The organism is Streptomyces sp. NBC_00726 (assembly GCF_045161735.1).
Classification (GTDB): domain Bacteria; phylum Actinomycetota; class Actinomycetes; order Streptomycetales; family Streptomycetaceae; genus Streptomyces.
The window spans coordinates 1608356-1628393 of sequence record NZ_CP108983.1 but is presented as its reverse complement, the minus strand read 5'-3'; the positions used below and the strand labels follow the sequence as shown (position 1 = coordinate 1628393).

Annotated in this window: 16 protein-coding genes; 7 read left to right on the top strand and 9 right to left on the bottom strand. The window is 72.4% G+C overall.

Annotated elements, in window-relative coordinates; translation table 11 throughout:
* Positions 1-85 precede the first annotated feature (85 nt).
* Positions 86-1795, bottom strand: coding sequence for a glycosyl hydrolase family 18 protein (locus tag OG338_RS07250; RefSeq protein ID WP_405936533.1), 1710 nt, complete (start codon positions 1793-1795; stop codon positions 86-88).
* A 395-nt stretch (positions 1796-2190) separates the two neighbouring features.
* Here OG338_RS07250 and OG338_RS07245 point away from each other — a divergent pair, with 395 nt between their 5' ends.
* On the top strand, positions 2191-2961 hold the full coding sequence (locus OG338_RS07245) for a lytic polysaccharide monooxygenase (RefSeq protein ID WP_405936532.1): 771 nt from the start codon (positions 2191-2193) through the stop codon (positions 2959-2961).
* Between the two features lie 55 nt (positions 2962-3016).
* Here the strand turns inward: OG338_RS07245 and OG338_RS07240 are convergent, their stop codons facing one another.
* Both OG338_RS07240 and OG338_RS07235 read right to left on the bottom strand, forming a co-directional pair.
* Positions 3017-4279, bottom strand: a complete 1263-nt coding sequence (locus tag OG338_RS07240) for an arginine deiminase (protein ID WP_405936531.1) — start codon at positions 4277-4279, stop codon at positions 3017-3019.
* Positions 4280-4317: 38 nt separating this feature from the next.
* Positions 4318-5754, bottom strand: coding sequence for a basic amino acid/polyamine antiporter (locus OG338_RS07235; RefSeq protein WP_405936530.1), 1437 nt, complete (start codon positions 5752-5754; stop codon positions 4318-4320).
* Positions 5755-5903: 149 nt separating this feature from the next.
* Between OG338_RS07235 and OG338_RS07230 the strand changes: the two genes are divergently transcribed.
* Positions 5904-6728 (top strand): MerR family transcriptional regulator, encoded by an 825-nt coding sequence (locus tag OG338_RS07230; RefSeq protein WP_405936529.1) that lies wholly within the window; start codon positions 5904-5906, stop codon positions 6726-6728.
* Positions 6725-7951 (top strand): glycosyltransferase, encoded by a 1227-nt coding sequence (locus OG338_RS07225; RefSeq protein WP_405936528.1) that lies wholly within the window; start codon positions 6725-6727, stop codon positions 7949-7951. Before OG338_RS07230 ends, OG338_RS07225 begins: the two co-directional genes overlap by 4 nt.
* On the opposite strand, the gene OG338_RS07220 is transcribed toward OG338_RS07225, so the two are convergent.
* Positions 7929-8294: a VOC family protein gene (locus OG338_RS07220; protein WP_405936527.1), complete on the bottom strand. Its 366-nt coding sequence runs from the start codon at positions 8292-8294 to the stop codon at positions 7929-7931. The two genes, OG338_RS07225 and OG338_RS07220, sit on opposite strands and share 23 nt — an antisense overlap.
* Before the next feature lie 232 nt (positions 8295-8526).
* Between OG338_RS07220 and OG338_RS07215 the strand changes: the two genes are divergently transcribed.
* Entirely contained in the window at positions 8527-9348 is an 822-nt protein-coding gene (locus tag OG338_RS07215) for a ScbA/BarX family gamma-butyrolactone biosynthesis protein (protein ID WP_405936526.1), read from the top strand.
* 59 nt (positions 9349-9407) lie between these two features.
* Here OG338_RS07215 and OG338_RS07210 read toward each other — a convergent pair whose 3' ends face one another.
* From OG338_RS07210 to OG338_RS07200, 3 genes are all read right to left on the bottom strand, one after another.
* Positions 9408-10280, bottom strand: coding sequence for a PhzF family phenazine biosynthesis protein (locus tag OG338_RS07210; protein WP_405936525.1), 873 nt, complete (start codon positions 10278-10280; stop codon positions 9408-9410).
* Between the two features lie 89 nt (positions 10281-10369).
* A complete protein-coding gene (locus tag OG338_RS07205; RefSeq protein WP_405936524.1) occupies positions 10370-11149 on the bottom strand; it encodes an SDR family oxidoreductase in 780 nt (259 codons plus the stop codon).
* Between the two features lie 28 nt (positions 11150-11177).
* A complete protein-coding gene (locus OG338_RS07200) occupies positions 11178-13520 on the bottom strand; it encodes a hypothetical protein (RefSeq protein ID WP_405936523.1) in 2343 nt (780 codons plus the stop codon).
* A gap of 378 nt (positions 13521-13898) precedes the next feature.
* Here OG338_RS07200 and OG338_RS07195 point away from each other — a divergent pair, with 378 nt between their 5' ends.
* Entirely contained in the window at positions 13899-15527 is a 1629-nt protein-coding gene (locus OG338_RS07195) for an alkaline phosphatase D family protein (protein ID WP_405936522.1), read from the top strand.
* Here OG338_RS07195 and OG338_RS07190 read toward each other — a convergent pair.
* Entirely contained in the window at positions 15524-16522 is a 999-nt protein-coding gene (locus OG338_RS07190; RefSeq protein WP_405936521.1) for a Gfo/Idh/MocA family protein, read from the bottom strand. The two genes, OG338_RS07195 and OG338_RS07190, sit on opposite strands and share 4 nt — an antisense overlap.
* A gap of 78 nt (positions 16523-16600) precedes the next feature.
* On the opposite strand from OG338_RS07190, the gene OG338_RS07185 reads away from it, so the two are divergent.
* Positions 16601-17893 carry a multidrug effflux MFS transporter gene (locus tag OG338_RS07185; protein WP_405936520.1) on the top strand — a complete coding sequence of 431 codons (1293 nt, stop codon included), beginning with the start codon at positions 16601-16603 and terminating at the stop codon, positions 17891-17893.
* Between the two features lie 29 nt (positions 17894-17922).
* On the top strand, positions 17923-18921 hold the full coding sequence (locus OG338_RS07180) for a small ribosomal subunit Rsm22 family protein (RefSeq protein ID WP_405936519.1): 999 nt from the start codon (positions 17923-17925) through the stop codon (positions 18919-18921).
* Here the strand turns inward: OG338_RS07180 and ddaH are convergent.
* Entirely contained in the window at positions 18918-19733 is an 816-nt protein-coding gene (gene ddaH / locus OG338_RS07175; protein ID WP_405936518.1) for a dimethylargininase, read from the bottom strand. The two genes, OG338_RS07180 and ddaH, sit on opposite strands and share 4 nt — an antisense overlap.
* Positions 19734-20038: the final 305 nt, after the last annotated feature.

Sequence of the window (20038 nt, the reverse complement as noted above, 5' to 3'; positions counted from 1 at the left end):
CGGTCGATCAGGGACGGGTCGGGGGCGATCCATGCACGAGCCCCCCGCCGGTGACCGGCGGGGGGCTCGCTACGGGTGGGGCTGCTCAGCAGGCGCCCTGGTCCTTCCAGACGCCCCAGTCGCCGGTGCTGCCGGGGGTCTCGTTCTGGGTCCACCACTGGGCCTTGTACTTGCGGCCGTCGTAGGAGACCTCGTCGCCCGCGTTGTAGACCGTGCCGGCCACGTACGCCGGGACCGAGCCGCAGTCACCGGCGGGCGGGTCCGTGGGGTCGGTGGTGGGCGGGTCCGTCGGGTCTGTGGTGGGCGGGTCCGTCGGGTCGGTGGTCGGCGGGGTGGTGGGCTCGGTGGTGGAGCCGCCGATCGCGGTGTTGATCTGGTTCAGCAGGGTGGTGTTCTCGTCCAGGCCGAGCAGGGAGTACATCATCGCGCCGGCCAGCCCGCGCTGCTTGGCGTAGTCGGCCCTGGCCTGGATGGACTTCTGGTCCAGGCCGGTGAAGAACTCGCCGTCCTTGTAGAAGTAGGACGCCTTCGCCTCGTCGTCCCAGTAGGTCGTCGCCGGGTTGTCGACGATGCCGCCGAGCTCCTTGTAGTGCGCGATGCCGGCCTGCTGGCTCAGCGGGCGGGGGGCGGAGCCGCCGGTCGCGGACTGGGTCAGACCGTGGGTGGTCCCTTCCGGGACGCCCTTCCAGCCGCGGTAGTAGAGCTCGTAGCCCAGGGTCAGCTTGTCCGCGGGGAAGCCGCCGGCGATGCCGTAGGCCGGCTTGCCGTCGAGCCAGGAGTCGACCGCGTTGTCGATCGAGTACTTCTCGGTGCCGGGCGCGACCGGGTCGGACGGGTCGTTGCTGCCCGAGTAGAGCGGCGACTGGTGGTACGTCGGCCCGTCGCCGTCCCAGGCGCCGTGCATGTCGTACGTCATCAGGTTCGCGTAGTCGAGGTACTGGCCGATCTTGTCGGTCTCGATGTTCGCGATCTTGTCCTGGCCGGCCCCGAAGGCCGCGGTGAGCAGGTACTTCTTGCCGCCGTTGGCGGCGCCGTACGCGTCGAGCTGCTTACGGAACTCGGCGAGCAGCAGCGTGAAGTTCTGCTTGTCCTCGGGGGCGTAGTGGTTGCCCAGGTGGCCGCCGGCGGAGGCCGGGTACTCCCAGTCGATGTCGATGCCGTCGAAGATGCCGGCCGCCGTGCCGGGGCCGCCGAAGCCGCCCTCGACGGGCAGGTTGCCCTTGATGTACTGGTCGATGCAGGAGGAGACCAGCTTCTTGCGGCTCGCGTCCGTCTTCGCCGCGTCGCTGAAGTACTTGGAGTACGTCCAGCCGCCCAGCGAGATGTTGATCTTCAGGTGGGGGTACTTCGCCTTCAGTTCCTTGAACTGGTTGAAGACGCCCACGATCGGCTGGTCCCACTTGTCGGCCACGCCGTCGACGCTGTCCGCCGCGCTGAAGGACTTCTGGTAGTCGGCGTACGAGTCGCCCGCGCCGTCACCCGCGTTGGGGTTGTTGTCGTCGCCCGCCGCCTTGTTGGCCTCGAAGCACGTGAGGTCGGTCGGGTGGATGTTGCCGAACGAGTAGTTGATGATGTCCAGCTTGCCGGCGATGCCCCGGGTGTCGAGCTGCTTCGGGTAGAAGGCGTTGCCGTAGACGCTCCACTGGTCGTAGTACGCGATGCGCACGTTGCCCGCCGAAGCGGAAGCCGGTGTGTCGGCCGCCTGCGCGGTGCCGATGCCTACGGTCGCGGCGAGGCCGCCGGTGGCGAGGGCCGTGCTCAGGAGCGCGGCGATCAGAGTTTTACGGGGGTGCACGTGCGGGCCTCCAGCGGGGGAGCAGGTGGTGCTGTTGATGGGCTGGAGCAGTGATAACCGGCCCGTGACCTGCGCGTCAACGATTCCAACAAGATTAGGACTAGACCAATTTGACGGTTCATGGGGTGAGTTAAGGGTGCGTCGCCGCCGGGTGGCCGCCGGGCGCCGCCGGTGACCAGCGGCTTAAGGATCACTTAAAAATGGCGCCGCGAGTAGTTCAGTGCCGAACCACTCAACGCTGAAAAGTGGAGGCGCGAACCGACGTCGTTCATCCCCTTGACCGGGCCCCATCCGTCACTAAGGTCTAGACCTGAATCGGCCAGGTCTGGACCAGGGGCGTCCGCAATGCGCAGGTGGACGCCCAACCCCCGTACCATCGAAGGAAGTGACGTGGCATGAACACCAAGCGACGGTTGGCCGTTTCCATCGGAGCGCTGGTCGCCCCCGTGCTCGCCCTCGGCATCCAGGCGGGCACCGCCAGCGCCCACGGCTGGGTCACCGCGCCGACGAGCCGCCAGGCCCAGTGCGCCGCCGGCGTCGTCGACTGCGGCCAGATCAAGTACGAGCCGCAGAGCGTCGAGGGCCCGAAGGGCCTCAAGAGCTGTAGCGGTGGCAACGCGGCGTTCGCCGAGCTGGACGACGACAACAAGGGCTGGGAGGTCACCCCGGTCGGCCAGAAGTTCACCTTCACCTGGCACCACACGGCCCGTCACGCCACGGAGAACTGGCAGTACTTCATCGGCGACCAGAAGATCGCCGAGTTCGACGGCAACCACGCCCAGCCGGCCGCCGACGTGAGCCAGGAGGTGGACTTCGGCAGCTTCACCGGCCGCCAGAAGGTCCTCGCCGTCTGGAACATCGCCGACACGGCCAACGCCTTCTACGCGTGCGTCGACGTCAACATCGGCGGGACCGGTGGTGGCGACGAGGGCGGCAACCCCGGCGGCGGTGACGAGGGCGGTACCCCCGGCGGCGGTGACGGCGGCGAGACCGGCGAGCCGGGCGCCTGCGACGTGCCGCTGTGGAGCACCGAGGCCGTGTACACCGGTGGCGACACCGTCTCGTACGACGGTCACACCTGGCGCGCCAAGTGGTGGGTGCAGGGCGACGAGCCCGGCACCACCGGTGAGTGGGGCGTCTGGGAGGACCTCGGCGCCTGCGCCTGACCCACGACCGGCCCGGCGGGGGAGTCCGCACCCCCGCCGGGCCGGGGCCGTCACCTCAGAAGCTCACCGGCTCACGGATCAGCGGGCACGTCATGCAGTGCCCGCCGCCCCGCCCCCGGCCGAGCTCCGCGCCCACGATCTCCAGCACCTCGATGCCCGCCCGCCGCAGCAACGCGTTGGTCTGGGTGTTCCGGTCGTACGTGAACACGACACCCGGCTCGACCGCGACCGCGTTGTTCCCGCTGTCCCACTGCTGGCGCTCGGAGGCGTACACATCGCCGCCGGTCTCGATCACCCGGAGCCCGGGCAGCCCGAGCGCCCCGGCGACCACCTCGGTGAACGGCCGGGCCCCCTCGTCCACGATGTCCACGGGCACCGGGCCGCCGCTGCCCGGGCGCAGCGAGAAGCTGTGAACGGCGTCCACGATGCGCGGGTAGAGCGTCACGACGTCCCGGTCCGCGAAGGTGAACACGGTGTCCAGATGCATGGCCGCCCGCAGCTTCGGCATGCCCGCGACGACGACATGGTCCGCCGCGCCCCGCTCGAAGAGGGCGGCGGCGACCTGGGTGACGGCCTGGCGCGAGGTGCGCTCGCTCATGCCCATGAGGACGACGCCGTTGCCGACGGGCATGATGTCGCCGCCCTCGAAGGTGGCCTGGCCCCAGTCCCGTTCCGGGTCGCCCCACCACACCGTGGCGTCCGTGAAGTCGGGGTGGAAGCGGTAGACGGCCTTCATCAGCAGGGTCTCGTCGTGCCGGGCGGGCCAGTACAGCGGGTTGAGCGTCACTCCGCCGTACAGCCAGCAGGTGGTGTCCCGGGTGTACAGCGTGTTGGGCAGCGGCGGCATCACGTACTCGCGGACCCCGGCCGACTCGCGGGCCAGGGCGACGTACGGCGGCCGGTAGTCGTCGGGCAGGTCCGTGGTGGCGAGGCCGCCGATCAGGAACTCGGCGAGCGCGCGCGGGGCCAGGGTCTCCAGGAACGCCCGGGTGGAGTCGATCAGACCGAGGCCCGCCTCGTTGGCGGTGATCTTGCGGTCGAGCAGCCAGTCCCGCGCGCCGGGCACGGCCATCGTCTCGGCCAGGAGGTCGTGGAGCTCCACGACCTCCACTCCGCGCGCGGTGAGCGCGGACACGAAACCGGCGTGGTCCCGCTGGGCGTTCTCCACCCACATCACGTCGTCGAAGAGCAGATCGGCGGCGTTGGTCGGGGTGAGCCTGCGGTGCGCGAGGCCCGGCGCGCACACCAGGACCTTGCGGAGCCGGCCGACCTCGGAGTGGACTCCGAGCGGGGTGCGGGAGGTGCTGTCACCGGTCATGTGCGGGTCCTTCGCTACGGGTCGGGGTGCGGTACGGCTCAGAGGCTGATCCAGCCGGCCGCCAGGGCGATCACGCCCATGACCGCACCGGCCACCGAGACGGCGCAGATCAGCAGCTCGCGGGGGGAGAAGGGGCGCCGCCCCTGCTCGCGGCGGGCCATGACGAACAGGATCGTGGCGGGGGCGTAGACGATGAAGGAGAGCAGGACGAACCGGAGCCCGGCCGCGTACAGCAGGAACGCCGTGTAGACGGTGGCGAGCACGGCGACGGCGAGGTCGCGCCCGGTCGTCCGCCCCTGGGACAGCGGGTCCGTGGTGAGCGCGAGCTTCAGCGCGAACGCGGCGGCCAGCAGGAACGGGATGAGCGTCAGCGCACTCGTCATGTCCAGCGCGAAGTTGAACGCGTCGTCCGAGAGCAGCGTGACCACCAGCACCACCTGGACCAGCACGGTCGTCATGACCAGGGCCGGGACCGGCACGTCGTCGGCGGTGGCGCGGCGCAGGAAGCGCGGCATGTCGTGGTCCTGCGCGGCCACGTACAGCACCTCGGCGGCCATCAGCGTCCAGGCCAGATAGGCGCCGAGGACGGAGACGATCAGGCCGACGCTGACGAAGACCGTGCCCCAGGTGCCGACGGCATGCTCCAGGACGCCCGCCATCGAGGGCTGGCGCAGCCCGGCGATCTCGCTCATCGGCATGATGCCGTACGAGACGATGGTGACCGAGGCGAAGACGGCGAACACGCTGAGGAAGCCGAGGACCGTGGCCCGCCCCACGTCCTTGCGGCGCTTGGCGTGCCGGGAGTAGACGCTCGCGCCCTCGACGCCGAGGAAGACGAAGACGGTGGCCAGCATGGTGCCGCGCACCTGGTCGAACAGCGAGCCGGCGTAGTCGGCGCCGCCCCAGTTCTCCGCGAACACGTCCGTGTCGAGACAGAACAGCGCCAGCACGACGAAGACCAGGATCGGGACGACCTTGGCGACCGTGACGATGCGGTTGATCGCCGCGGCCTCCTTGACGCCCCGGCGGATCAGCAGGAAGAAGCCCCACAGCCCGGCCGAGGACAGCGCCGCGGCGAGCACGGTGTCCCCGTCGCCGAGCGCCGGCCAGATCGTGCCGATGGTCGACATGATCAGCACCCAGTACGTCACATTGCCGACGCAGGCGCTCGCCCAGTAGCCGAACGCCGAGAAGAACCCCAGGTATTCGCCGAACCCGGCCTTCGCGTACGCGTACACCCCGGCGTCCAGGTCCGGGCGGCGCACCGCGAGGGACTGGAAGGCGAAGGCCAGCATCAGCATGCCCGCGCCCGCGACGGTCCAGGCGATCAGCGCCCCGGCGACACCGGTCTCCTCCGCGAAGCGGCGGGGCAGCGAGAACACACCCGCGCCGACCATGGAGCCGACGACCAGCGCGGACAGCGTCATCAGCGAGAGCTTCGCCGTGTGCGGCTGCTCCTCGGCGACTGCGGACATGGGCGGGCCTTTCCTGATGCGGAGGGTGAAATGTACCTTTCGTTACGGTGTTGGGCTCCGCTGTCGGGCGGGTGTCCCCGGATCGGGGCGCGGCTTGACCCTCCCCTTACGTCAGGCTTGATGATCGATGGCGAGGAAAGGGCAGGTGGATGAGTTATTCCGTGGGGCAGGTGGCGGCCTTCGCCGGAGTGACGGTGCGCACGCTGCACCACTACGACAAGTCGGGGCTGCTCTCGCCCAGCGGGCGCAGCCAGGCCGGCTACCGGCTGTACGACGAGGCGGACCTGGTCCGGCTCCAGCAGATCCTCTTCTACCGCGAACTGGGCTTCCCGCTGGACGAGATCGCCGAGATCTTCAAGGACCCGCAGGCCAACGCCCTGGACCAGCTGCGGGCCCGGCAGGAGCAGCTGGAGGCGGAGATCGCCAGGCTGCGGCGGCTCTCCGAGGTGGCCCGGCAGGCGATCGAGGTGCAGCGGACCGGGGTCCCGCTGACTCCGCAGGAGCGCTTCGAGGTGTTCGGCGAGATCACCGCCGACTTGAGCTACGCCACCGAGGCGGCGCTCAAGTGGGCGGACTCACCGGGGCAGCGGGAGTCGATGGCCCGGGCCGCCGCGCACAGCAAGGAGGACTGGCGGCAGCTCATGGGCGAGGCCACGGCCTGGCGCGCCGAGCTGCTGGCCGCCTTCGACGACGGCGAGCCGAGCGACGGCGAACGGGCCATGGACCTCGCCGAGGAGCACCGGCTGCACATCTCCCGCTGGTTCACCGCCTGCCCGCCCGACATGCACCGGCGCATCGCGGACGACTTCGCCGCCGATCCGCGCGCCTTCGCCCTGGTCGTACCGCCGACCCGGCAACGCCCCGGCCTGGCCGCCTACCTGTGCAAGGCCGTTCACGCCAACGCGGCCCGCCGGGTGGACGGCGGCGACGACCGACGAGCCCGGTGGACCGACGAGCCTGAGGAGAACCGATGAGAATACTGATCGCCGCCGCCGGATCGCGCGGTGACATCGCCCCCTACACGGGCCTGGGCGCCGCACTCCGCGCGGTCGGCCATGAGGTCGCCCTCGCCACGACGGACACCTTCGAGCCCCTCGTCCGCGCCGCCGGGCTGGACTTCCGCGCCCTCCCGGGCAACCCGGCGAAGGGCGGCGGCGGGAGCGGGAACAAGCGGGAGCTCATGCGGGCCGCCTCCGCTTTCATCACGGACCTGGGCCAGGGGTTCGCCGACGCGATGACCGACGGCACGGATCTGCTGCTGCTCTCGACCACGACCGCCCCGCTGGGCTGGCACCTCGGCGAGGCCACCGGCACCCCGGCCATCGGGGTCTACCTCCAGCCCACCGCACCGACCGGCGACTTCCCGCCCGTCGTCACCGGCACCCGCTCGCTGGGCCGCCCCGGCAACCGCTTGGCCGGGCGCTTCGCCCTCCGCATGACCGACCGCCTCTACGCCCCGGCGGTGACCGCGCTCCGTGAACGGCTCGGGCTGGCCCCGGCCAAGCCCTCCGAGGTGCGCCGCCGCCAGGAGCGCGCCGACTGGCCCGTCCTGCACGGATTCAGCTCCGCCCTGGTGCCCCGGCCCGCCGACTGGCGCCCCGGCCTCCATGTGGTCGGCAACTGGTGGCCGCACCACGACCCGGACGGGCAACTGTCCCCGGAGCTCGCGGACTTCCTGGGCGCCGGCGCCCCGCCCGTCCTCATCGGCTTCGGCAGCATGGCGGCCGGTGAGGGGGAACGGCTCAGCGAGCTCGCCGTGCGGGCCCTGCGCCGCGCCAAGCTGCGCGGCATCCTCCAGTCAGGCAGCGCGGGGCTCGCCGCCGAGGGCGACGACGTGCTCACCATCGGGGACGTACCGCACGCCCTGCTGTTCCCGCACCTGGCCGCCGTGGTTCACCACGCGGGAGCCGGCACCTCGGCCGCCGCGCTGCGGGCCGGGGTCCCCGCGGTGACCGTGCCCGTGACCGCCGACCAGCCGTTCTGGGCCGGCCGGCTGGCCGCCATCGGCGCCGCCGACGAGCCGATCCCCTTCCGCGCCCTCACCGCCGGCCGCCTCGCCGACGCCCTCGACCGCGTCGTGCGGCAGCGGGTCTACCGGGAGGCGGCCGGGAAGGGGGCGCAGCGGATGGTCGCGGGGGACGGGGCGGCCCAGGTGGCGGAGGCGGTCCGGCGGTTCAGCGGTGCGTCAGTACGTTGACCACGCGGCCGTTCGGGTCGCGTACGAAGAAGCGGCGGACGCCCCACTCCTCGTCGTGCGGGCCGTACACGATCTCGGCCCCCTCGCGGACGAGCGCGGCGTGCACCGCGTCCACGTCGGCCACCTCCACGCTCAGGTCCGGGTTGACCGGGCCGGTCTCGTCCTTGGTCATGAAGCTGATCTGAGCGGCCGGCTGGGTGGGCGAGGCGAGGGTCATGATCCAGCCATGATTCATGACCTCCTCGAAGCCGAGCAGGCCGTAGAACGCGCTGTTCTCCCGCAGGGCGGACGCGTCCGGCCCGGCCTCCACCGGGATGTTGGGGACCACACGGTGCACGGACATGAGTCGCTCCTGTCGCATGGATGACATTCGGTCGCTCGACCCACATTAGGGCCCGACTCCAGGGGGGCTTGAGAGGCGACTGGGAGGGTGGCTGGAAACTGTAGGTCGGGCCGGGGCAAACTGGCCTGGTCACAGCCGGGCCGGGGGCAACCCGGCCCATCGAACCGCAGTCTCCCGGGGGCGCCCCATGGTCCAGTTCTCCTCACGCGTGACCGGGGAGGAGCTCGGGCGGATGGCCCACCGTCCGGACGCCCGGGACCGCTTCCCGACCGGCGTGGCCCGGCTGAGCGACACCCGGTTCTGCGTGCCCGCGCACTGGCCGCGCGCCCACCGCTTCTTCGCCCCCGTCGCCGGCCACCAGGACCCGCTGCTGATTGCGGAAACGATGCGGCAGGCGGCGATGCTGGTCTGCCACGCCGAACTCGGGGTGCCGCTCGGCGACGCGTTCGTGATGTGGGAGCTGCGCTACACCACCGCCGCCGAACACCTCGTGCTCGGCGACGAGCCGTGGGACGTCATGGTCGAGGTGAACTGCTCCGACGTCCGCCGCCGGGGGCGCGGCCTCGGCTCGATGGGCGTCGACTTCGTGCTGCGCCGGGGCGGGGCGGTGCTCGCCGTCTGCGGTTCGCGGATCAGCTGCACCTCGGCCGCCGCCTACCACCGCCTGCGCGGCCACCGGTCCGCCGCCGTCGCCCCGCCCCCGCTCCCGGCGCTCGCGCCGCACACCGTGGGCCGGGCCGCCGAACGGGACGTCGTCCTCGCGCCCCCGGTCGCGCCCGGGTGCTGGCCGCTGCGGCTCGACACCGGGCACCCGACGCTGTTCGGCCGCCCCAACGACCATGTGCCCGGCATCCTGCTCCTGGAGGCGGCCCGGCAGGCGGCCCACGCCACCGCGCCCGGCTTCCTCCCGGTCACCCTGCGCTCCGACTTCCTCCGGTACGTGGAGCTGGACCGCCCCTGCCGGATCGAGGCGACCACCGCCCCGGCCGGGGTGCGGGTGCGGGCGGTGCAGGACGGGGAGCCGGTGTTCACCTGCGAGCTGGGAAGCGGCTGACGGCTGACCCGGCGGCTGACCCGGTCAGGCCCTCGCGCCCGGCCCGCCCGGCCCTCGCGTCAGGCCGGGTCCGGCAGCCGGGTGCCCGTCCCGCTCACCCGTACCCGCGCGTCGCCCGCCGCCAGCGTCACGGTGAGCGTGCCGGGGCGGCCCATGTCCTCGCCCTGGTGCAGAGTCAGCACGGCCGCCTCCGGCACGAGGGCCAGCTCCCGCAGATACGCCCCGAACGCGGCCGCCGCCGCACCCGTCGCCGGGTCCTCCACCACGCCGCCGACCGGGAACGGATCGCGGACGTGGAACACCGTGCCGGAGGCCCGCCACACCAGCTGCACGGTCGTCAGGTCCAGCCGGTGCATCAGCGCTTCCAGGCGCGCGAAGTCGTAGTCCAGCGCGGCCAGCCGCTCCCGGGTGGCCGCCGCCAGCACGAGGTGGCGGGCCCCGGCGTACGCGATCCGGGGCGGCAGGGCCGGATCGAGGTCGGCGGCCGGCCAGTCCAGCGCCGCCAGCGCCTCCGCGAGGTCGCCCGCGGCCACGTCGCCGACGCGCGGTGCCACGCTGGTCAGCGTCGCCCGCAACTCGTCGCCCGCGCGGACCACGGTGACCGGCACCGTACCGGCGGCGGTGGCGAACTCCACCTCGCCCGGCCCGTCCCGCTCGGCGAGCGCGAGGGCGGCGGCGACCGTCGCGTGACCGCAGAACGGCACCTCGGCCCTCGGACTGAAGTAGCGGACCGCGTAACCGCGCGCACCGGGCTCCGCCGCCCCGGTCCGCCCGGTCAGGAACGCGGTCTCGCTGTAGCCGAGGTCCGCCGCCACGGCCAGCATGGCCGCCGGGTCGAGACCGGAGGCGTCGAGCACCACCCCGGCGGGGTTCCCGCCCCCGGGGTCGGCGGAGAAGGCGGTGTAGCGCAGGATCCCGGGGTGCTCGCTCATGAACCGCACAACCGCCCGCCGCACGACGGCATTCCCGCGCCGGGCGCGCCCATGCCACCCGCCCCGGACCCGGCGCGCCCGCGCGCCCCTCAGCCCCGGCCCACGTACGGCATCGTCGTCGCCATCACCGTCGCGAACTGGACGTTCGCCGCCAGCGGCAGCTCCGCCATGTGCAGCACGGTGCGGGCCACGTCGGCGGCCGCCATCACCGGCTCCACGGCCAGTTCGCCGTTGGCCTGGAGGGTGCCCGTCCGCATCCGTTCCGTCATCTCCGTCGCCGCGTTCCCGATGTCGATCTGGCCACAGGCGATGCGGTACGGACGCCCGTCCAGCGACAGCGACTTCGTCAGACCGGTGATCGCGTGCTTCGTCGCGGTGTACGCCACCGAGTGCGGGCGCGGGGTGTGCGCGGAGATGGAACCGTTGTTGATGATCCGCCCGCCCTGCGGGTCCTGCTCCTTCATCTGCCGGTACGCCGCCTGCGCGCACAGGAACGCCCCCGTCAGATTGACATCGACCACCCCGCGCCAGTCCTCGTACGCCACCTCCTCGACGGGCCCGCCGGGCCCGAACGTCCCCGCGTTGTTGAAGAGCAGACCGAGCGGGCCCGCCCACTCCCGTACGGACGAGAACAGCGCGGCCACGTCCTCGGGGCGGGTCACGTCGGCCGGGACGGTGATCACCCGGGCGTGCTCGCCGGCCAGGGCCGCCGTCTCGGCCAGGGGGCCCGGCCGGCGGCCCGCGAGCGCCACCGACCAGCCCGCCCCGGCGAGCGCGAGCGCCACCGCGCGGCCGATGCCGGAGCCGGCGCCCGTGACCACCGCGGTCCTGGCCGGGGAGTCCGACTCGTTCAACAAATTGTTGTTCATGCGGCCGCAGCGTACGCGCCGGGTCCCGTCAGCCGCAGTGTCCGCTCAGCGGCGGCGTCTTCGAGGACTTGGGGACGATGAGCGGATCGACGCCGTTGGTGCCGTTCTGCGCGTACGAGACGTTGTGCCCGGGGACGGTCCACTCGCCGCCCAGCGGGATCTTCCAGTAGCCGACGGTCTCCCGCATGACCGGGGCGATCTCGACCCAGGCGAAGTGCTGCGGCGGTACGTGGATCTGGGTCTGCTCGCTGGTGGACTCCTGCTGGAGCCAGGTCATCGAGGCGTTGAACCCCAGGGACAGAGCGCCGTCCTTGCCGCCGATCCCGACATTGCCGCCGAAGGTGAACTCGGTGCCGCTGGAGGACGTCCAGTTGACGTAGTACTCCACCTCGTGGTCGGTGCTCGGGTTGTAGAGCACGCGTCCGGCCACACAGCCCTGCGCCGCCTGGTACGCGGCCGTGGGCGGATCGGGCACCGGGACGAAGGTGCACTTCGTCGCTTCCGGCACCAGCCCGCACCAGTGGGCCGCCTGCTTCAGGACGACGCCCAGCACACCGGGCGAGGTGGTGCCGGCGTTGTTGCCGAGCTTCCAGGTGTTGTGGTCGTTGTCGTCATCCGTGTTGCACGAGATCAGATACACGCGCTTCGAGTCGTAGAACAGGACGTCGTGGTCCAGGGCCGTCAGACAGCGGTCCGTCTCGCCGCCGTGCCGGAGGCGGAAGTCGGTCGGGGTGGTGGTCAGTTTGTCGGCGCCCGGCGGCATGACCGGCTCGATGGTCCACTGCTGCTGCCTGCTCGACGGGTCGCAGTCGGCGAGCCGCAGCGGGAACGGGCCCACCACCGAGCCGTCCTGGTCGACGCACTTCTTCCGGAACGTGTTGTAGAGGGCGACGGCCCCGCCCGCGTCGTTCGTCGGGCGCAGCGCCCACTTCTGCCAGCCCAGGGCGCCTCCCATCCCGCGCGTGACATAGCTGTCCGGCCTGAACACGCTCTCCAGGCCCAGGGCCAGGTCGAGACCGCTGTTGCGGATGGTCAGGCAGTCCAGGGACCCGGGGCCGGCGCAGCTGTCGGAGCCGATGGGCGCCAGGTCGGCCCACTCCAGCCAGACGTCCTTGCGCCGGCCCGCCCCGTCACCCGTCGCCAGCCGCCTGCGCTGGTAGAGGTTGTCGGAGCCCTTGCCCACGGCGAACACGTCGAAGGAGGCGGAGCCCTCGCGGGTGGTGGCGATCGTGGTGACCGAGCGGGCCTTCAGCGGGTCCAGGGCCGGCCAGCCCGCCGGCCAGTTCCCGTTGACGCTGTTGTCGTCGGCGGCCTTGGACTGCGTCCGGTAGACGACGCTGCCGTCGGTGCCGACGCGGTAGACGGCGAGGCGGCCGTCCGGGTGGGCGGCGACCACGGGCCGCCCCTGCACGGCGGGTCCCAGCTTCACGTGCTTGGCGGTGGCCCACACACCGGCCGGCTTGGCCTTCTTGCCGGGCGTGGTCTGGGTGAGGGTCCACAGCTTGTCGCCGCGGTTGCCGAAGACCTGGAACAGGGTGCCCTTGTCGCTGTTGTTGCCGACCAGGGCGACGTTGCCCGTGAAGCCCTTGTCGATCTCCTTCCAGTCCGGCCAGTTGTTGTCGGGGAGCGGCGTCCCGAACGAGCTGGGGACCTTCTGGGCCGTCACCTTCAGGGTCCCGTCGGGTTTGCGGCCGACCAGGGTGATGCGCCCGTCCCCGGCCACGGCGGCCGCGGGGCTGCCCGCCCAGGTGCCGCGCAGCTGCTCCCACTTGCTCCAGGACGTGCCGTTGGACGCCTTCTGGACGCGGTGCCACAGATGCCCGTCGCCGCCCCTGACGAAGAGCTCCAGGCGGCCGTCCGTGTTGCCGGCCACCACACCGTCGTTGCCGGGTGCCGCGGTGCCGGCCACATTGTCGTCGGCGACGACCACGGGCGCCCCGGCGACGGTGGTGCCCGGCGGGGAGCCCATGTCGGCCCACCCGCCCCAGGTGTCGTCGCCGGACTGGCTCTGGCGCCACAGATGGCCGTCGGCCCGCCGGACGAACACCGACAGCCGCTGATTCAGCTCATGGGCCACCACCGGATCGCCCTCCAGCTTCCCGCCGGTGTCGGCCCAGGGGCTCCAGCCGCCGTCCTCGCGGTCCTGCACGCGCCGGTGCAGGACGCCGTCGGCGCCCCGGGCGAAGACCGTCACCGTGCCGTCGGCGGCGCCGGTGGCGACCGGATTCCCGGGCGGCTGCGCGTCGGCGGCCGCCGCGCTGACGGCCGGTGCCGGCGCCCCGGCCGTCAGCGCGGCGGCGACCACCGTCCCAGCCGCCGCCAGCGCGAATCTGCGGCGGACCACCCCGTGGTGTCCGGTGCTGTGCGACATGGCGTACCTCCCGTGCGGATGTTTCCGTAGAACCCCACGGTGCGTCACGAAACGGGTGAACCCGCCGGTACGGGCCCGGAACCACCCGAACGAGTGGGACAGGGCAGGTGGGTTCCCGCGCGGGAGCGGTTCTACGCGTCACGTGGGGGTGATTCCGCGCGCCGGTCCGGCGATTCCCGCGCCGCCGCGACCCCCGTGGATGATCATGGATTTGGTCGCGAACGCGGAGGATTTGGCCGCGAACACAGAGTTTGCCCCTGGGGGCACGATCCTGCCGCACTCCTCATCCGGGCGACGCCCGCGCGACGCGAACACGTCAGCCTCCGGATGCGCCGGGCCGCTGGACTTCCCCCACACCACCAGTCAGGGGAGGGACAGATGACGCACTCATCGCCACAGCAGGAGCTGCGCGACGCCGCCCGGCACACCGACCGCCGCCGCTTCCTCACCGTCACCGGAGCCGCCGCCGCGCTCGCCTTCTCGGTCGGCCTGCCCGCCGCCGGGACCGCGAGCGCCCGCGAGATGGACGGCCGGCGCATCAGCGAGGACCCGTTCACGCTCGGCGTCGCGTCCGGCGACCCGCTGCCCGGCTCCGTGCTGCTGTGGACCCGGCTCGCGCCCCGCCCGTTCGAACCCGGCGGCGGTCTCCCCGATGCCCGCGTCGAGGTCCGCTGGGAGCTGGCCCACGACGAGCGGTTCCACCGCGTCGTCCGGCGCGGCACCACGTACGCCCACCCGGAGTTCAACCACGGCGTCCACGTCGAGGTGGGGGGCCTCGCCCCGGACCGCGTCCTCCACTACCGCTTCCGCGCCGGACAGTGGACGAGCCCGGCCGGCCGCACCCGTACGGCACCGGCGCCCGGCGCCCGTAAGCGGGAACTGGCCCTGGCCGCCGTCTCCTGCCAGGCGTACCACGACGGCTACTTCACCGCCTACCGGCACCTCGCCCAGGAGGACGTGGACGTCGTCTTCCACCTCGGCGACTACCTCTACGAGTACGCCGTCAACGCGACCGGCGGCGCCCGCGGCTACACCGACCGCACGCTGCCCGCACTGTTCAACCGGGAGACGGAGACGCTGGAGGACTACCGGCTGCGGTACGCCCTCTACAAGTCCGACCCGGACCTGCGCGCCGCCCACGCCGCGCACCCCTTCGTCGTCACCTGGGACGACCACGAGACCGAGAACAACTACGCGGGCGACATCCCCGAGAACAGCGTGCCGCCGGAGGAGTTCCTGATCCGCCGGGCCGCCGCCTACCGCGCGTACTGGGAGAACCAGCCGCTGCGCACGCCCCAGCGGCCGACCGGCCCTGACATGCGGCTCTACCGCCGCCTGAGCTTCGGCCGGCTCGCCCAGTTCGACGTACTCGACACCCGGCAGTACCGCAGCGACCAGGCGTACGGAGACGGCTGGCAGAAGCCCGGACCGGAGTCCGAGGACCCGAGGCGCACGCTGACCGGTGCCACCCAGGAGCGCTGGCTGATCGACGGCTGGCGCCACTCGCACGCCACCTGGAACGTGGTGCCGCAGCAGGTCACCTTCGCCCAGCGGCGCGACGTGCCCACCGACGCGTTCAAGCTGTCCATGGACTCCTGGGACGGCTACCCGGCCTCCCGCGATCGCATCCTGAAGGGTGCCGAGCGCGTCGGTGTGGACAACCTCATGGTCCTCACCGGCGATGTGCACGTGAACTACGGCTTCGACATCAAGCGGGACTTCGACGACCCGGCCTCCCGCACCATCGGCACCGAGATCGTCACCACGTCCGTCACCAGCGGGAAGGACGGCGCGGAGAAGCCGTCCAACTACAACAACCTGATGGCGGCCAACCCGCACCTGAAGTTCTACAACGGGCGCCGCGGCTACACCGTCGTCACCCTCCAGGAGCGGGCGGCCCGCGCCGACTTCCGTACGGTCTCGGCCGTCACCACGCCGGGAGCCCCCGTCACCACCGCCGGCTCCTACGTCACCGAAGCCGGCCGCCCCGGTCTGAAGCCCGCCTAGACCGCGTCCACGGGATAGCGGACGCCGATGCGGTCACGCACCGCGTCGAGCGTCCGCATCACCGCGAGCGAACCCTCCAGCGGCACCAGCGGGGACTCCTTCTCACCGGCCAGGACCGCGCGCATCACCTCGGCCGCCTCGTACTGCATCCCCGAGAGCCCCTGCGGACCCGGGCCCGAGGTGATCTCCTCCGGCTCGGCGCCCGCCCGGTGCAGCACGAAGCCCTCCGGGTGGAAGAAGCTGTGCGGGATGTCGATCCGCCCGGCGGTCCCGATCACCGTCGCGGCCGTCGGGTGGTGCCCGACGATCGAGCAGGACAGCAGCGCGTTGGCACCCGAGTCCCAGCCCAGCAGCATCCCGGTGTTCAGGTCCACGCCCTCCGGTGACAGCAGCGCGTCCGCCCGCACCCGGTCCGGCTCGCCCAGCAGCAGCTGCGCGAACGACACCGGGTACACGCCCAGGTCCAGCAGCGCCCCGCCGCCCAGCCGGGGATCGCGCAGCCGGTGGTCCGGGCCCAGCTCCGCCGCGAAGCCGAAGTCGGCCTGCACGGTCCGGATCTCGCCGATCGCCCCGTCCCGCACCAGCTCGGTGAGGCGCCGGATCACCGGATTGCAGTACGTCCACATCGCTTCCATCAGGAAGACCCCGCGGTCCCGGGCCAGCTTCACCAGCTCCCGCGCCTCGCGCTCGTTCAGCGTGAACGCCTTCTCGCACAGCACGTGCTTCCCGGCCTCCAGCGCGAGCGCGGCGGCCTCCCGGTGCGCGGAGTGCGGCGTCGCCACGTACACCACGTCGACCTCGTCGTCCGCGACCAGGCCCGCCCAGTCGCCGTACGCCCTCGGTATCCCGAACCGCTCCGCGAACGCCCGCGCCGAGGCGTCCGAACGGGACGCCACGGCCACCACCTCCGCACCGGGCACGGTCTTCAGATCGGCGGTGAACGTCGCCGCGATCCCGCCGGTCGCCAGCACGCCCCAACGGACAGTCCTGCTCATGCACGCTCCCAAAAAGGTGTCGACCATCCCCGCCGAGCTGAGAGCATAGAGCCGGATTCAACAACTATGGAGACGAGAATGCCGGAGAGCGGCCTCAGCGGGGCCCCGCACATACGCACCACCGACACCACCCCGCAAGGGACCCCTGCCACCGGTACAGCCGCCGCCCGGCGCACCGGCCTCCTCGTCACCCTCGTCCTCGGCGGCCTCACGGCGCTCCCGCCGCTGTCGATGGACATGTACCTCCCGGCGCTCCCCGCCGTCACGGACTCGCTGCACGCACCCGCCGCCACCGTCCAGCTCACCCTGACCGCCTGCCTCACCGGCATGGCGCTCGGCCAGGTCGTCGTCGGACCGATGAGCGACCGCTGGGGCAGGCGCCGCCCGCTGCTCCTCGGCATGGCGGTCTACGTGCTGGCCACCGCGCTCTGCATCCTCGCCCCGTCCGCCGGACTCCTCATCGCCTTCCGCCTGATCCAGGGCCTCGCCGGCGCGGCGGGCATCGTCATCGCCCGCGCCGTGGTCCGCGACCTGTACGACGGCGTCGCGATGGCCCGGTTCTTCTCGACGCTGATGCTGATCTCCGGCGTCGCCCCCGTCATCGCCCCGGTCATCGGCGGCCAGGTGCTGCGGCTCACCGACTGGCGCGGCATCTTCGGCGTGCTGACCGGCGTCGGCCTGCTGCTCACCCTCGTCGTCTGGAAGTGGCTCGGCGAGACCCTGCCGCCCGCCGAACGCCACACCGGCGGCATCGGGGACGCGCTGCGCACCATGCGCGGCCTGCTCGCCGACCGCGTCTTCACCGGCTACATGATCGCGGGCAGCCTCGCCTTCGCCGCCCTCTTCGCATACGTCAGCGCCTCGCCGTTCGTCGTCCAGGAGATCTACGGCGCCTCACCGCAGACCTTCAGCCTGCTCTTCGGCATCAACTCCGTCGGGCTGATCACGGTCGGCCAGATCAACGGCAAGCTGCTCGTCGGCCGGGTCAGCCTGGACAAGGCCCTCACCTTCGGGCTCGTCGTCATCGTGGCCGCCGCGACCGCGCTGCTCCTGATGACCTCCGGGGTCTTCGGCGACGTCGGGCTCGTGCCGGTGGCCGCCGGGCTCTTCGTGCTGATGTCGGCGATGGGCCTCGCGATGCCCAACACCAACGCCCAGGCCCTGATGCGTACCAAGCACGCCGCCGGCTCGGCCTCCGCGCTGCTCGGCACCTCGCAGTTCCTGATCGGCGCCATCGCCTCCCCGCTCGTCGGGATCGCCGGCGAGGAGACCGCGGTCCCGATGGCCGTCGTCCAGCTGGCCTGCGCGGCCGGCGCCCTCGCCTGCTTCCTCGGCCTGTGCCGCCCCTGGCAGCGTCCCTCCGCGATCTGAGCGGGTCCCGCCCCGCCTACAATTCACCGGTGATCGCCACCCTCCCCACCGCGGACGCCCTGCGCGCGGCCCTCGCCGGGCTCCTGGACGGGCTGCCGCCCAAGCAGGCCGGCCAGGCCGTCGACCGGCTCATCGCCCACTACCGGGGCACGATCCCCACCGACGCCCCGGTGCTCCGCGACCGTTCTGACGTGGCCGCGTACGCGGCGTACCGGATGCCCGCCACCTTCGAGGCGGTACGGTCCGCCCTCGGCGCGCTCCGCGAGGCCGCCCCCGACTGGGCGCCCGCCACGCACACCGACGTCGGCGGCGGCACCGGGGCGGCGAGCTGGGCCGTCGCGGGGGAGTGGGAGGGCCACCGCACCACCGTCCTGGACTGGGCCGAGCCCGCGCTCGCCCTCGGCCGCGAACTGGCCGCCTCCTCCGGAGCGCCCGCCCTGCGCACGGCGGACTGGCGGCGGGCCCGCATCGGCGCCGACCTGGATCTCGCCCCGGCGGACCTGGTCACGATCTCCTATGTGCTCAACGAGCTGACCGTCCCCGCCCGCACCGCGCTCATCGACGCCGCGGCCGCGGCCGGCCAGGCCGTCGTGGTCGTGGAGGCCGGCACCCCCGGCGGCTACGCCCGGATCATCGAGGCCCGCGACCGCCTGACCGCCGCCGGGCTCACCGTCGCCGCGCCCTGCCCGCACAGCGGCGCCTGCCCCATCGAGCCGGGCACCGACTGGTGCCACTTCTCGGCCCGGGTCAGCCGCTCCTCGCTGCACCGGCAGGTGAAGGGCGGCTCACTGGCGTACGAGGACGAGAAGTTCAGCTACGTCGTCGCCACCCGCTTCACACCCCTGCCCGTGGCCGCCCGGGTCGTCCGCAGGCCCCAGATCCGCAAGGGCCAGGTGCTCCTCGACCTCTGCACCCGCGACGAGGGCCTGCGCCGCGACACGGTCACCAAGCGGCACGGCACGCTGTACCGCGCCGCCCGGGACACCGGCTGGGGCGACCCCTGGCCGCCCCCGGACGACAGGCCCTAGGCCCGCAGCTCCTGCGTACAGCACTTCACGCTGCCGCCGCCCTTCAGCAGCTCGCTCAGGTCCATCGGCACCGGCTCGAAGCCGCGCGCCCGCAGCGGGTCGAACAGCCCCGTCGCGGCCTGCGGCAGCAGTACGTGGAGCCCGTCGCTCACCGCGTTCAGACCGAGCGCCGCCGCGTCCGCGTCCCCGGCGATCAGCGCGTCCGGGAAGAGCCGCGCCAGGACCGCCCGGCTGCCCGGCGAGAACGCCGGCGGGTAGTACATGACCTCACCGGCCGCGTCGTCCAGCACGCACAGGGCCGTGTCCAGGTGGTAGTAGCGCGGGTCCACCAGATCGAGGCCGATCACGGGCCGCCCGAAGAACTCCTGCGCCTCCGCGTGCGAGAGCGGCGACGACCGGAAACCCCGGCCCGCCAGCACATGGGACCCGGTCACCGCGAAGTCGCCCTCGCCCTCGTTGACGTGGTCCGGCTCATGGACCTCGGTGAAGCCGTGGCCGAGGAACCAGTCGCGGTGGGCGGCCGCCTCCGCGAACCGTTCCTGATAGGCGAAGCGGGCGCCCAGCACCCGGCCGTCGATCACCGTGGCCCCGTTCGCCGCGAAGACCATGTCCGGCAGGTCGGGGTGCGGCTCCAGCAGGTCGACGGTGTGGCCGAGGGCCCGGTAGCGGTCGCGCAGGTCCTCCCACTGGGTCTGCGCCAGCGGCAGGTCGACGGGCTTGGTGGGATCCATCCACGGATTGATGGAATACGTCACTTTGAAGTGGGAAGGGGCACACATCAGATAGTGCCGGGATGTGGCTTCACGAGGCATCGAGGCTCCTCACGAATCGTCGCGGCGGCTGGTGGCCGCTGCGGCCGGTGCGTCGCACGGGTGTGTGCGTGCACTCATGGTGCGCCGTACGGGGCCCCCGGCGCTGTGGTCCGAACGGGTGGTTCGCGCCGACGCGGACCCCGGACGCGTGACACGGCCCCCGCCGGGACCGGCCACCACATGTGCTCTTTCCCGACAAAGCACGTGATAGCGCCCCTCGTGCGGCATCGGTCGTCCCACCCGCTTCCGGACTCTGGCCACCTGAGGCGCAGGATGGTGGGACCATGGGCAGGGGCACAACGCAA